The organism is Halopenitus persicus (genome assembly GCF_900107205.1).
Classification (GTDB): domain Archaea; phylum Halobacteriota; class Halobacteria; order Halobacteriales; family Haloferacaceae; genus Halopenitus; species Halopenitus persicus.
Window position 1 is genome coordinate 540,289 of the sequence record NZ_FNPC01000001.1, and the last position, 13,410, is coordinate 553,698.

9 protein-coding genes and 1 pseudogene are annotated in these 13,410 nt (G+C 69.8%); 3 read left to right on the forward strand and 7 right to left on the reverse strand.

All coding sequences use genetic code 11. The features are described 5' to 3' along the window. Position 1: 1 nt before the first annotated feature. From BLV25_RS02730 to folP, 3 genes are all read right to left on the reverse strand, one after another. Complete coding sequence (locus tag BLV25_RS02730) at positions 2-763, reverse strand: electron transfer flavoprotein subunit beta/FixA family protein (protein ID WP_021074992.1); 762 nt, start codon at positions 761-763, stop codon at positions 2-4. A gap of 185 nt (positions 764-948) precedes the next feature. Next, entirely contained in the window at positions 949-3,561 is a 2,613-nt protein-coding gene (locus BLV25_RS02735) for a GcvT family protein (RefSeq protein WP_092730643.1), read from the reverse strand. A gap of 264 nt (positions 3,562-3,825) precedes the next feature. Further along, complete coding sequence (gene folP / locus BLV25_RS02740) at positions 3,826-6,747, reverse strand: dihydropteroate synthase (RefSeq protein WP_092730645.1); 2,922 nt, start codon at positions 6,745-6,747, stop codon at positions 3,826-3,828. A gap of 272 nt (positions 6,748-7,019) precedes the next feature. On the opposite strand from folP, the gene BLV25_RS02745 reads away from it, so the two are divergent. After that, positions 7,020-8,744, forward strand: a complete 1,725-nt coding sequence (locus tag BLV25_RS02745; protein WP_021074996.1) for a formate--tetrahydrofolate ligase — start codon at positions 7,020-7,022, stop codon at positions 8,742-8,744. A gap of 60 nt (positions 8,745-8,804) precedes the next feature. On the opposite strand, the gene BLV25_RS02750 is transcribed toward BLV25_RS02745, so the two are convergent. Both BLV25_RS02750 and BLV25_RS02755 read right to left on the reverse strand, forming a co-directional pair. Further along, entirely contained in the window at positions 8,805-9,191 is a 387-nt protein-coding gene (locus BLV25_RS02750) for a hypothetical protein (RefSeq protein WP_143114374.1), read from the reverse strand. Positions 9,192-9,394: 203 nt separating this feature from the next. Further along, a pseudogene (locus BLV25_RS02755) lies at positions 9,395-9,739 on the reverse strand (ArsR/SmtB family transcription factor); the annotation flags it as partial. 206 nt (positions 9,740-9,945) lie between these two features. Between BLV25_RS02755 and BLV25_RS02760 the strand changes: the two are divergent. Continuing rightward, positions 9,946-10,458 carry a GbsR/MarR family transcriptional regulator gene (locus BLV25_RS02760; RefSeq protein WP_092730651.1) on the forward strand — a complete coding sequence of 171 codons (513 nt, stop codon included), beginning with the start codon at positions 9,946-9,948 and terminating at the stop codon, positions 10,456-10,458. 79 nt (positions 10,459-10,537) lie between these two features. On the opposite strand, the gene BLV25_RS02765 is transcribed toward BLV25_RS02760, so the two are convergent. After that, positions 10,538-11,089, reverse strand: a complete 552-nt coding sequence (locus tag BLV25_RS02765; RefSeq protein ID WP_021073282.1) for a hypothetical protein — start codon at positions 11,087-11,089, stop codon at positions 10,538-10,540. A gap of 124 nt (positions 11,090-11,213) precedes the next feature. Beyond that, entirely contained in the window at positions 11,214-12,008 is a 795-nt protein-coding gene (locus tag BLV25_RS02770) for a DUF7847 domain-containing protein (RefSeq protein WP_092730653.1), read from the reverse strand. Between the two features lie 138 nt (positions 12,009-12,146). Here BLV25_RS02770 and BLV25_RS02775 point away from each other — a divergent pair, with 138 nt between their 5' ends. Continuing rightward, positions 12,147-13,322 (forward strand): peptidase, encoded by a 1,176-nt coding sequence (locus tag BLV25_RS02775; RefSeq protein WP_092730655.1) that lies wholly within the window; start codon positions 12,147-12,149, stop codon positions 13,320-13,322. The last annotated feature ends 88 nt before the right edge of the window (positions 13,323-13,410 follow it).

Genomic DNA, 13,410 nt, shown 5'->3' on the forward strand with positions numbered 1-13,410 from the left:
CCTACAGCACCTCCACGTCGTCCCGCAGCACCTCGAGGACGTCGGCGGCCGCGTCGGGACCGTCGCCGAGGATCTCGGCGGCGCCCTCGTCGTCAGCGGGCGATTCCAGCCGGACCATCTCCAGGCAGTCGGCGCCGGCCGGGTCGGGGGCCGCCGACGCGACCTCCTGCTTCCGGGCCCGCATCTTCGACCGCATCGAGGGATACCGGGGCTCGTTGAGCCCCTCCTTGACGGCGATCACCGCGGGGAGGTCCACCTCGTAGACCTCCTCGCCGCCGCCGACCTCGCGCTTTGCGACCGCGGTGCCGTCCGCGACGTCCAGCGACTTGATCCCGGCCACGAACGGCAGGTCGAGTTGGCCGGCCAAGTGGGTACCGACCTGGTAGTTCGCGGCGTCGGCCGACTCGTTGCCGACGAGCAGGACGTCGAAGTCGGTCTCCGCCTCGGCGACGTAGTCGGCGATCGCGGTCGCGGTGTCGACCGGGCCCCACTCCCCGTCCTCGGTCTCGAGCAGGGTGGCCTCGTCGGCCCCCATCGCGAGGGCGGTTCGGAGCTGTTCGTCGGCCGCCTCGGGCCCGAGGGTGAGCGCCGTCGCGGTCCCGTCGCGGTCCTCCGCGATCCGGACCGCCTCCTCGAGGGCGCACTCCTCGTGCGGGCTCATCGTGAACCCGAGGGTGCTCGTGTCGATCCCCCGCTGGTCGTCGGTCAGTACGATCTTCGCGCCGGTGTCCGGCACGCGCTTGACGCAGGCGAGCGTGTTCATACGTGGTGGGTGATGGGTGTTGTAAACGGCTGGTGGTCGTTGGTGGTAGTCGTTGGCGGCTGGTGGTCGTTGACGGCTGGCGGTCGTCGGTGGATGATCGTCGTGTGGGAACGGTGGTCGTCGGTGGCTGCCAACTGGTCCGGCCGGACCGCATCCGGCCGGTGGAGCGACCTCCGACAGTCCCGCTAGCTCCGGATGCGCTCGTTGTCGGGGTCGAACAGGGGCCGGCTGCCGGCGACCTCGACGGTGACCGGGTACTGCTCGCCGAAGTACTCGACGGACAGCTGTTGGCCCTCCTCGGCGTACTCCGGCGGGAGATACGCCATCAGCAGGTGCTTGCCGAGGCTCGGGGCGGTCCCGGCGCTGGTGACGTACGACTCACGCCCCTCCTCGTCGACGATCACCTCGCCGTCGGGGTCGAGCACGGGCTCGTTGCCGAGCATGAACCGGCGCTCGCCGGTCTCGGAGAGGTGGTCGTCGACCGAGAGGGTACACAGCGTCGCGGCGTTCTCCTCCTCGATCGCTTCCGCGTACGCCTCCTTGCCGATGAAGTCGGCGTCCTTGACGCCGTGGAAGGTCAGCCCGGCCTCGGCGGGGTCGTACTCGAGCTCCAGCTCGTGGCCGTAGAGGCGGTATCCCTTCTCCATCCGGCCGGTGGTCCCGTAGACGCCCATCCCGACCGGGCGGACGTCGTACTCCTGGCCGGCCTCCCAGAGGGTGTCCCAGAGCCGGCCGCCCTGCTCGCTGGGCGCGTAGATCTCCCAGCCGCGCTCGCCGACGTAGGAGATGCGTAGCGCCCACGCGTCGACCTCGCCGATCGTGATCTTCTGGGCGGTGTAGGGCGGGAACGCCTCGTGGGACATGTCCTCCTCGGCCACGGAGTCGACCAGGTTCCGGGCGTCCGGTCCCCAGACGCCGAGGGTACACAGCGCGGAGGTTTGGTCGATCAACTGGACCGACCCGTCCTCCGGCAGGTGGCCACGGAACCAGGCCTTGTCGGCGCCGCCCATCCCGCCGCCGGTGATGACCCGGTAGCGGTTCTCCCCGATCCGGACGATCGACAGGTCGGAAACGAAGCCGCCGTTCTCGGCGAGGATCGGCGTGTACACCGACTGCCCGACGTCGACGTCCATCCGGCCGACCGCCATCCGCTCGGCGAACTCGGTCGCGCCGGGGCCGACGAGGTCGAAGATGGTGAAGCCCATATCCCCGACCATCGCGACCTTGTCGCGCATGTGCAGGTGCTCGGCGAGGATGATCGGCGACCACCACCGCGAGTCCCACTCGTTGGGACGGGTGAGCCCCGAGAGCTCCTCGTTGTACCGCGTCAGCAGGTCCCGGTTCGACTCGAACCACTGGGGGCGCTCCCAGCCGGCCGCCTCGAAGAACCGGGCGTCGAGGTCCTCCTGCCGGTCGTGGAAGGGGCTCGTCCGGAGCGGACGCGAGGACTGCCACTGCTCGGCGGGATGGACGATCCCGTAGATCTTCTGGAACCCCTCGTGGGCCCGGTTCTTCACGAACTCGCGGGAGGTGCCGTACTCGTAGAACCGGTTGACGTCGGAGCCGTGGATGTCGATGTCGGTCCAGCCGCGGGTCATCCGCTGGGCCATCGCCTCGCCGATCGCCGGGGCCTCCTTGATCCAGATCGCCGCCGCGGACCAGAGCCCGTCGACGTCCTGCAGCTCCCCGAGCAGCGGCGCGCCGTCGGGGGTCTGCGAGAGCAGCCCGTCGATCTCGTGGCGCACGCCGGCCTCGGGGTCGTCGAGCAGATCGGGGACGATCTCGAGGGCGTCCTCCATCGACTGCTCGAAGGCGTCGTCGGTGAGCGGCGGCTGGGTCGGCGACAGCGGCGCCTCCTCGATGGACGGCACGTCCTCGACGTCCCAGAGGATCGGCCGGTGCTGGTAGGAGCCGACCTCGAGGTCGTTGCCGTGCTGGCGCTCGTACATCTGGGTATCCATATCACGGACGACCGGGAAGGAGATCTCCCCCTCGTAGTCCTCGAAGAAGGAGATCGGCCCGACGCTCACCATCTGGTGGACCGCGGGCGTCAGCGGGATCTCGACGCCCGCCATCTTCGCGAGCTTCGGGCTCCAGAGCCCGGCGGCGATGACGACCTCGTCGGCCTCGATCGTCCCGCGGTCCGTCTCGACCGCCGTGATCTCCCCGCCCTCGACGTGGAGGTCGAGGACCTCGGTGTTCGGCGACAGGTGGAGGCCGCCGTCGCCGCTACGCTCCGACGCGGGAACCACGTCCGCGTCGGGCTCGAGGTCGCCGGCGTCGGCCGGGTCGACCTCGCCGGCGGCGATCGCGTCGGCCCGCGACCGCATCACCTCGCCGGCTCGAAGGGGGTCACACGTGCCCGCACCGGGGCTGTAGAAGCCGGCCTTGATGAGGTCGGTGTTGACGTACGGAACCATGTCCTCGACCTCCTCGGGCGTGAGCAGCTCGCCGGGCTCCCCCCAGGACTTCGCCGACTGGACGCGGCGTTTCAGCTCCTCGACGCGCTCGTCGGTGCGGGCGACCTCGATCCCGCCGCTGTTGGTGAACGTGTCGAAGTCCTTGTACTGCTCGATGCTGCGCCGGGTGAGGTGGGTCATCTCCTTGGAGTGCTCGACGGGCATCAGGAAGTTCGACGCGTGGCCCGTCGACCCGCCGGGGTCCGGCAGCGGCCCCTTGTCGATGAGGACGATGTCCTCCCGGCCGTACCGGGCGAGGTGATACGACAGGCTGTTCCCGACGATCCCGGCGCCGAGGATCACCGTCTCCGCGCTCCCGGGAAGGTCGCTCTCGCTCATCGGCGCTCACCCGTCCGCGTCCGCCGCCGATGGGTCGTCGATCGGTGGGTCGTCGGTCGGTGGGTCATCGACCGACGGATCGATCCCGCGTCCGTTCCCGCATCGTGATCCGCGCTATTGGGTCCCGATGTCATACTCGTTCGGGGATCGATCCCCCGACGACATTAAAAGACCGCCTCGTTCGGGATCGGTCCCGTGATCGCCGGCGGAGGGGCACAAACAGTCATAATTCGGATACGTCGTGTTTCGGCGGTCCGACGCCGATCACGGGACGTCGTCCGGCCTCGCGTTCGCACCATCCGCATCCCGGTCCGCGCTCGAACCATCCGCATCCCGGTCCGCGCTCGAACCATCCGCATCCCGGTCCGCGCTCGAACCATCCGCGTCCCGGTCCGCGTTCGCTCCGACCGACGCCGCGGTTGCTGCGGCGGTTCCGACCGCCGCGACGTTCTCGGCGACGTCGTGGACCCGGACCAGGTCGACGCCCCGTTCGGCGGCCAGGGCCGTGGCCGCGATCGTCGCGGCGAGACGGTCGGAGTCGTTCCGATCCGCGGCGTCGGCCGCCACCGGACCGGTCTCCGGTTCCACGGCGTCGAACATCGACTTGTGGGAGTGGCCGACGAGCACGGGCGTGCCCAGCGCCCGGAACTCCCCGATCCGGTCGAGCAGCTCGAAGCTCTCGGCTGGGCGCTTCCCGAACCCGAGTCCCGGATCGACGATCACGTCCTCGCGGTCGATCCCGGCTCGTTCGGCGAGCAGGAGGCGTTCGCGGAGCGCGTCGAACACGTCGTCGACGACGTCGTCGTAGGGATACCGCTCCGCGGGGTCGACCGGCGCCGAGAGGCTGTGCATCACGACGACCGGACAGCCGGCGTCGGCGACGACCGCCCGCATCCGCGCGTCGGCCAGCCCGGTCACGTCGTTCACGACGTCCGCGCCCGCCCCGAGGGCCGCTCGGGCGACCGACGGCTTCCGGGTGTCGACCGAGATCGCGACGTCGAGCTCGGCGAGGCGCTCGATCACCGGGACGACGCGCTCGCGCTCGACCGCCGCGGGAACGGGGTCGGCGCCGGGACGCGTCGACTCCCCGCCGACGTCGAGCACGTCCGCGCCGGCCGCGACCAGCTCGCGACCGCGCTCCGCCGCCGCCTCGACGGCGTGGTGGTCGCCGCCGTCGTGGAAGGAGTCCGGAGTGACGTTGAGGATCCCCATCACCGCCGTGCCGTCGCGCCACGGGGGCGCGTCGGCGGCGTTCGTCCCGGTTTCGTCGACGTCGTTCGTCCCGGTTTCGTCGACGTCGTGGTCTCCCGTTTCGGTTCGTTCCTTCCCGTTCCGGTCCGATTCGATCCCATCAACCGCGGTCCGGCCGCGATCCACCGCGGTCCGCTCGCGTTCCACCGCGGTCGCGATCGCCGACGCGAGTCGGCGGTCCGCGGGCGAGGACTCCCGGAGCCGGCCGAGCAGCGTCCGGAACCGGGCGCGCGTGCCGGAGAGCACGACCTCGACGTGTCGGTCCGGGGCGTCGAGCCCGGAGACGACGCCGGTGCCGCCGCAGTCCTCCATCGCGTCGGCCAGCTCGCGTGCCGTTTCCAGCCGGGCGTGGAACCGAACCGTTACCCCCGAAAACCGGTCCGCGTGACGCTCGCGAGCCGGCTTCGGGACGTTCGCGCTCCGCATCACCGACCGCGCCCGGTCGGGCACGTCGGCGCGCACGACGCGCGGGGCGCGGGTCCACCGGTCGCGGGCCTCCGCGACGACGTACAGCGACCCCGTGACCAGCACGCAGTCGCCCGGATCGGCCGCCGCGATCGCGCGCTCGACCGCGTCGAGAACCGACCCGTGGCGTTCCACCGTATCGAGCGCGCCCACCGCGGCGTCCGCATCGACGGACGCGCACGCCGCGGCAGTCGCGTCCACCGCGGCGTCGGGGCCGACCTCCCGTTGGCTCCCGAGGGTCGCCTCGATGGCCGCCTCGAGCGCTCCGACGTCCGCGGCGCGGTCGACCGCGGGCGCAGCCAGGTGGATCCGGTCGGCGTCGGGCAGCGACCGAACCATTCCGACGTGGTCCTTCTCGCGTACCGCGCCGAGAACGAGGTGGAGGTCCTCGTAGTCGAACCGGTCGAGGGTGTCGGCGACCGTCGCGCAGGCGGCGGGGTTGTGCGCCCCGTCCAGCACCACGAGCGGCTCGTCGTCGAACACCTCGAAGCGGCCCGGGATGGTCGTGTTCCGGATCCCCGCGGCCACGTCGGCTACGGTCGGCTCGAGGCCGGCACGCGCCGTTTCGCGACCGACCTGGACGGCGAGGGTCGCGGCGATCCCGGCGTTGACCGCCTGATGGCTCCCGATCAGTTGCGTCCGCGTTCGGACGTCGAGAGCCCGCCGGTCGAGGGGCGGCTCGTCACCGGCGTCGAGACCCACTCCGTCGACGGCGTCGAGATCCGATCCGTCGATCGAGACGACGGACGCGGGCGGGCGGCGTGCGGACGTCGCCGTCTCGGCCACGCGAACGTCGACCGTCTCCGCGTCCGTCCCGTCGTTTGCCCCGACCGTCACGACGTCGGTCACCTCCCGGATCGCCGCGAGGGCGTCCCCGGTCGCGCCGGTGACCAGCGGCGCGTCGGCGGGCGCGACCTGCGCGAGGTCGCGGGCGATCGTGGGGAGGTCCTCGCCCAGAACGTCCGTGTGCTCGTGGCTCACCGACGTGACCGCGGCCGCGACCGGATCGACGACGCTCGTGGCGTCGTAGCGGCCCCCGATGCCGACCTCGAGCACCGCGACGTCGACGTCACGTCGGGCGAAATGCCACAGCGCGAGGCCGGTGAACGCCTCGAAGAACGTCGGCTCGGCACCGTCCGGTGCGGCCGCGACCGCGTCCGGCCATTTCTCCGCGACGAACCGGGTGACCTCCCGTTCCGGGATCCGCCGCCCGTTCACCCGGATCCGGTCCCGGAGGTCGTTCAGGTCGGGCGAGGTGTACAGACCGACGTCGGCGCCCGCCTCCCGGAGGATACGGGCCAGGACGCGCGCGGTGCTCCCCTTGCCGTTCGAGCCGGCGACCTGCACGGCCGGGACCGCCTCGTGGGGGTCGCCAAGCCGCTCCAGCAGGGAGGCGGTCGCGTCCGTCCCCAGGTCGGGCCGGAGGTTCGGCAACCCCTCCAGCGCGGCTACCGCCTCGTAGTACTCCATACGCGAGCGGTCCGTGCGGTCGCCACTAAAGACTCCGCCGCGCGGCGGACCCCGACGCGCCCGGACCACAACGTGTCATATATCGATCCATTATCGCTTGCGCCCCGGCGTGTTCGGATCGGGTGAGTCCGGATCGACGGGGTGGAAGACCCAAATACGGGCGTTCGAGGCGGGATCGACGCGTTTCGAACGCGTCGGTAACTATGACCGATACGTCGTCTGATACGTATGGGAAGTCTTGATAACGCGGCCACCGAAAGGTTTCGGACACGATGACATCAGATACCGACGCCGAGGACGACGGGTCGTTCCCGACCGACTACGAGATCGCCGACGCGGCCGAGACGGAACACATCGCCGACGTCGTGGAGCCGTTCGGGCTCGACCGTGACGACCTCGAGCTCTACGGGGAGGACAAGGCGAAGGTACGCCTCGACGCGATCGAGGAGACGGTCGCCGAGCGCGACGCCGACGGCAAGCTCGTGCTCGTCACCGGAATGACGCCGACGCCGCTCGGGGAGGGCAAGACGGTCACCACGGTCGGACTCGGACAGGCGTTCAACCGGATCGGCAAGGACGCGCTGGTGGCGATCCGCGAGCCGTCGCTCGGGCCGGTCTTCGGCGTCAAGGGCGGCGCCGCCGGCGGCGGCTACTCGCAGGTGCTGCCGATGGAGGACATCAACCTCCACTTCACCGGCGACCTCCACGCGCTCACGACCGCGCACAACCTCATCTCGACGATGCTCGACAACCACATCAAGCAGGGCAACGAGCTCGACGTCGCGGTCAACTGGGTCAACTGGCCCCGCGCGATGGACATGAACGACCGCGTGCTGCGCGAGACGGTGATCGGCCTCGGCGGCGACGTCACCGGCGTGCCACGCGAGGACGGGTTCATCCTCACGGCCGCCTCGGAGCTGATGGCCGTGCTGTGTCTGGCCGACAGCCTCTCGGACCTCAAGGAGCGCGTGGCCCGGATCATCGTCGCCTACGACGACGACGGCGACCCGATCACCGTCGACGACATCGACGCCACGGGGGCGGTCACGATCCTCCTCAAGGACGCGATCAAGCCGAACGTCGTCCAGACGATCGAGGGGACGCCGGCGTTCGTCCACGGCGGTCCCTTCGCCAACATCGCCCACGGCACCAACTCCCTGATGGCCGACCGGCTCGCCTCGCACCTCTCGGAGTACCTCGTGACCGAGGCCGGCTTCGGCTCCGATCTCGGCGCCGAGAAGTTCATGAACATCGTCTGCCGCTTCGGCGAGATGGAGCCGGACGCGGTCACGCTCGTGGCCTCCGTCCGGGCGCTGAAGTATCACGGGCAGGATATGTGGCCGCCGGAGCTCGAGGAGCTCGAGGACGAGGACGTCGCGGCGGTCGAGCGCGGCTTCGAGAACCTCGACAAACACGTCCGGAACCTCCAGCAGTTCGGCGTCCCCGTCGTCGTGGCGATAAACCGGTTCCCCGGCGACACCGACGCCGAGGTGCAGGCGGTGATCGACCACTGCGAGGAGGACCTGGGGATCCGCGTCGCGGAGTCGAACGTCTTCAGCGACGGCGGTGCGGGCGGCGAGGACCTCGCCGAGCAGCTCGTCGACGCGGCCGAGTCGGACTCCGAGTTCGAGTACCTCTACGAGGCCGACGTCCCGATCAAGGAGAAGATCGAGACGATCGCAACGGAGATCTACGGCGCCGACGGCGTCGAGTACCACGGCGACGCCGAGGAGGACATCGAGCGGCTCACGGACCTCGGGTTCGACGACATGCCGGTCTGTATGTCCAAGACGTTCCACTCGCTCAGCGACGACCCGAGCCGCAAGGGCGCGCCCGAGGACTGGACCCTCGAGGTGACCGAGGTCTATCCGTCGACCGGCGCCGGGTTCCTCGTCGTCCTCACCGGCGACGTCCTCACCCTGCCCGGCCTGCCGGCCGAGCCCGCGGCAGCCGGGATGGACATCGACGAGGACGGCACGATCTCGGGACTGTTCTGAGCCGGCGGGCATCGACCGGGGGCGATCCCGAGCCGACCCGAGTCCGATAGTCGACCCGCGTCAGTCCGTGTCCGAACGGCTCGGATCGTCTGCGGTTCCGGGTTCGTTCTCGAGTTCCGTGATCGTCCCTTCGAGTTCCGCCACGGTTTCCTCGAGCGTCTCGACCCGATCGCGGAGGGCCTCGTTCTCGCGGGCGAGCCGCGTGAGCGCCTCGTCGATCCGCGCCAGTTCGTCGGTGATCTCGATGAACGCGAAGCCGGCGCCGAGCCCGACGAGCAGGCCGATGACGCCCGCGGCGAGGAACCCGGCGACCGCGGCGACGAGGAGGACGACCGCGTCGATCACGTCCTGGAGGTCGATCGGAATCCCGATCAGGGGGAGGGCAAGGGGCATGAACGCGTTGGCCTCCGCCGCGCGCTTCCTTAAATACCGTGGCGGGCCGTTCACGCGGGCGTTTAAATATGGTTTCCCGCCGGTCCCGGAACCAGTTAAGTATCGTGGCGGGTCAGCGAACGTGTCCGCCGACGACGGGACGAGGCCGAGACCGCCGACTAGTCCCGGTCCCGTCGTTCCGCATCCTGCCGTTCCGCATCCTGCCGTTCCGCATCCTGCCGTTCCGCATCCTGCCGTTCCGCATCCTGCCGTTCCGCATCCTCCTCGTCCCCGGAGAACTGCACGACGAGCCGCTCGGCGGCGAGGGCGTAGACCGTCATCTCCCGCCCCTTCTCGGAGTACCACGTCTCGATCGGCGTGATCAGGTCGGCTCGTCGGAGCCGGTCGAGGTGATAGGTGACGTTCTGGACCGATCGGTCGACGGCGTCGGCGACGTCCGAGGCGGTCCCCGGCTCCGATCGGAGCGCGAGGAGGATCTCCTGGGCGGTCTCCGAGGAGAGGACCTGCAACACGTCGGTCGGTTCCTCGTGGTCGACCACGACGCTGGTCCGTTCACGCGGCGCGTGGTCGACGGCGGGTTGGTGTGGGAAGGCACTTGCCATGGGTTGTGGAGGGAGGGAAATCTGATGTTCCGTTTATTCGGTACACTCCGAACAAACAAATCAAACAATTTAATGCTTACGGAGTTCATTGGTGAAACGTGATGCGACAGGGGCTCACGACACGGGGCGGACGAGACGCTGCCGGAAGCGAGGACGAGACACACCCATGAGCGAGGAGGCTGATCGATGAACGACGAGGTGCGCCCATGAGTGACGCGGAGAACCGGGCGATCGCCCGCGAGCGCGTCATCGAGTCGATGGAACAGTCGGCGGAGGTCTACGGACTCAGCCGCAGCGCGGGCCGCATCTACGGCGTGTTGTACTTCGCCACGGAACCGCTGTCGATCCCGGAGCTCGTCGAGGAGACGGGCTACGCGAAGTCGACGATCAGCAACGTGACGCGAACGCTCACCCGGATCGGGCTCATTCACCGCCGGTCCTCCGAGGGGGGCGGACGGCGGGTGCAGTACTCGGCCGAGCGGGAGATCTGGTTCATCCTGCAGGACGTGCTCCAGCAGTACGTTCAACGCGAGGTCCAGACGACGCTGCGGACGGTCCAACGGGCCGAATCGCAGCTCCCGGATGGCGAGGACGGGACCGAAGCGGAACGGATCGCCGCCCTCCGCGGGACCTACGAGGACCTCCAGGAGGTCATCACCCTCGCCGCCGACCTCTCGGCGGCAGAGCTTCGCGAGGCGCTCGAGGAGTACGAGCGGTGACCGTCGGGGTCCGGGATCCTAAAGCAGCACACGTCACCAGTATGGAGGACGTTCCGCCACCAGCATGGGGGACGCTCCGTCACCAGTAGACGGTGTACACGCACGTGTCGTCCCCGGTCCGCCGACAGGTCGATCCGGTCTCCTCGATGAACACGAAGGCGTCCATCGGCGCGTACCGTTCGGCGACGCCGCGGATGAGCCCGCGGTCGAACGGGCACGGATACGGGGTGTGGCAGGTGAGCTCGCCGGCGCGGTCGTCCGTCCGTTCGAACCGGTAGTGGCCGATCTCCCCGCCGCGGTGGTTGCGGCGGTACGCCTCGTCGATCGACCGGAGGCCGTCGGGCACCGACTCGAAGTCGTTCGGCCAGTCGGCGACGTCCGGGAGCTGTTCGCCGAGCCGGTCGAGCACGTGCGGCTGGAGCTCGTCGGCGATCGTCTCGAAGGCGTTCAACCACGCCTGCTGGGGGTACCACTCGTCGGGGTCCGGATCGGTGATCCCCTCCTCGGCGAGCGCCGCCAGCGCCCGCTCCCGATACGCCTCGGAGAACCGTCCCATCGCCTTCTCGACGATCGTGACTACCGTTTGACCGTTGACCTCGACGTTCCGGTCAAACGCTTCACACGTCACCATTACGCCAACGATCGCGGGGCACACGAAAGTACCTTCGGTGTCGCGATTCCGTCGCGCGTCGGGGACGACGAGCCGACCGACGAGCCGGGAGGAACGAACCGGGAACGCGCCGGCGACCGGCGCGCTACAGCTCGACGCCGTCGGTCCGCGTCGGCGAGGCGGTCCCCGAACCGGTCGGTCCCGCGCGACCGGACCCTCCCGGTCCGTCCTCGCGAACCTGGAGATACGCCTCGGCGATCGCTCCGTACAGGAGCAGAAACAGCACGCTGCCGAGGGTGTTGGTGACGACCTCCGCGAGGACCGGCGCGTTGGCGAGATCGAGGACGCTTCCCACGATTCCGAGAAGGCCCCCGATCACGGCGGCGACGACCACGAACACGGCGAGCTTGAGCCGGTTCCCCCGCGAGAGGCCCCAGCTCCGCTTGAGCCCGCCGACGATTCCTCGGTCCTCGACGCCGACGGCGAAAACGAAGAACATGAAGCAGACGCTCAGAAATATGCCGGGGACGAAGAGGAAGGCCGTCCCGATCGTCACGGCGATCGCGATGAGGACCCCGCCGACGAGCATCGAGAGCGTCGCGCGACCGGGACGGCGCGTGAACAGCCGTGAGGGAACCGTCGAGAGCTCGGCGACCGGTCGCGTGAGCGCCCGCGACAGGACCACGAGGGACGCAGCACCGGCGACGATCCCGACGACCAGCAGGGCGCCGGCGACGCCGGCGGACACGGGGAGGGTCAATCCGAGCATTCCCTCGAGCGCGGCGGCCGCCTCGGGCGGCAGGAGTCCGATCACGACCGTGTTGATCGCTGTCTGGACGAGAAACTGTACGGCAAGCAGCATCGCGAGGAGCAGCGCTCCCGTTCGGGTGACCACCCGTCGGATGCCGTCGCTGAACGTTCGGCCGAGTTGGAGGGCCATACCCGCGTGTTGGGCGGAGAACCGGATAAATCACGCCGAGGGTTAGATTCGATTTTAAGTTACGAACTCGATCGCACCCTGCGATGCCCCCGACGGTCGTCCGGAATGATTTTTCCCCGCATCGACGAACGGTCCGATATGTCCGCCCTCCATACAGCGGAGACGTTCGCTCTCCACACAGCGGAGACGTCCGCCCTCCAGTCGTCAGCCCCGTCGATCGGACCGCCGCTCGCCGCGTTCGTCGTCCTCGTTCTCGTGGGCACCGTCGGCGGCGCGATCGGCAGCGCCGTCGTGCGTCGGCTCCCGAATCCCGTCGGCAAGTACCGGCTGCTGTATCTAGCCGTGCTCCTGCCGGGAGCCCTCCTGTCGTACGGCGTGTTCGCGCTTCTGGGATTCGGCGACGCCGTCGTCGGGCTGTTTCCGGCGCCGCCGACCCCGCCGGCCCCGCTCGGGACCGCCATCGCCAACGTCGTCGAACTCCTCGCCGCCGGGGTCGTGTGGCTGGCCGCCTACGCCCCGACGGTGCGGGGCGTCCGACGGGTGCGCGGCATCGATCTGTCCACGGGCGAGGCCCTCCGCAAAATGGCGCGCTACGTCGTCGTCCTGAGCGTCGTCATCGCGGTTCTCGTCACCCCGTTGCAGGTCGTGCCCGGCGACGCCACGCCGCTCGTGTTCGGGGCGGGGCTCGTCGCCATCGCGGCCGTCTTCCTGTACGGGTCGCCGTGGCTGCTCCCCCTGTTCCGATCGACCCGCGTCCCGGAGGGTGAAACCGCGGATCGACTGTCGCGACTGTGTGACCGGGCCGGACTCACGGTTCGGGACGTGCGCATTCTCGAGAACGATGCGGAAGAAACCGCGAACGTGGTCGTGCGCGGGCCGCCGGGACATCGCCGGCTGTTCGTCACGAGCACGTTCCTGGACGCCTTCGACGACGCGACCGCCACGGCGCTGGTGGCGATCGAGGCGGGCCGGCTCCGCGAGCACCTGCTGGAGGTCCGGTTCGGAGCGGTGGTCGCCGGCGGGCTCGCGCTCATCGCGTCCCTGACCGGAACGGGACCGGCGTGGCCGCTGCTCGGCCTCTCGCTCGTGCTCGTCGTCGTCGGGTTCGGGGCCGCCCGGCGGCGCGTCCGTGCCGCCGACGAGATCGCCGCCGAGCGGGTCGGCGCGTCCGATCTCGCCGATGCGCTCGAGCGGTATGCGGACGTCCACTCGCTGGAGCCGTCCCGGCGCCGCTTTCCGAACCCGCTCTCGGTGACCGTCGCGCTGGGCGACCGGATCGACCGGCTTCGGGATCGACGGCGGGAACGGGAGTAGCGGGATCGACGGCGGAACTGGAGTAGCGGGATCGACGGCGGGAACGGGAGTAGCGGGATCGACGGCGGAACTGGAGTAGCGGGATCGA

Bases quoted from the DNA above. Each gene is read 5' to 3' on its own strand.
- BLV25_RS02730 (WP_021074992.1), bottom strand. From the start codon at position 763: ATGAACACGCTCGCCTGCGTCAAGCGCGTGCCGGACACCGGCGCGAAG.
- BLV25_RS02735 (WP_092730643.1), bottom strand. From the start codon at position 3,561: ATGAGCGAGAGCGACCTTCCCGGGAGCGCGGAGACGGTGATCCTCGGC.
- folP (WP_092730645.1), bottom strand. From the start codon at position 6,747: ATGGAGTACTACGAGGCGGTAGCCGCGCTGGAGGGGTTGCCGAACCTC.
- BLV25_RS02745 (WP_021074996.1), top strand. From the start codon at position 7,020: ATGACATCAGATACCGACGCCGAGGACGACGGGTCGTTCCCGACCGAC.
- BLV25_RS02760 (WP_092730651.1), top strand. From the start codon at position 9,946: ATGAGTGACGCGGAGAACCGGGCGATCGCCCGCGAGCGCGTCATCGAG.
- BLV25_RS02765 (WP_021073282.1), bottom strand. From the start codon at position 11,089: ATGGTGACGTGTGAAGCGTTTGACCGGAACGTCGAGGTCAACGGTCAA.
- BLV25_RS02770 (WP_092730653.1), bottom strand. From the start codon at position 12,008: ATGGCCCTCCAACTCGGCCGAACGTTCAGCGACGGCATCCGACGGGTG.
- BLV25_RS02775 (WP_092730655.1), top strand. From the start codon at position 12,147: ATGTCCGCCCTCCATACAGCGGAGACGTTCGCTCTCCACACAGCGGAG.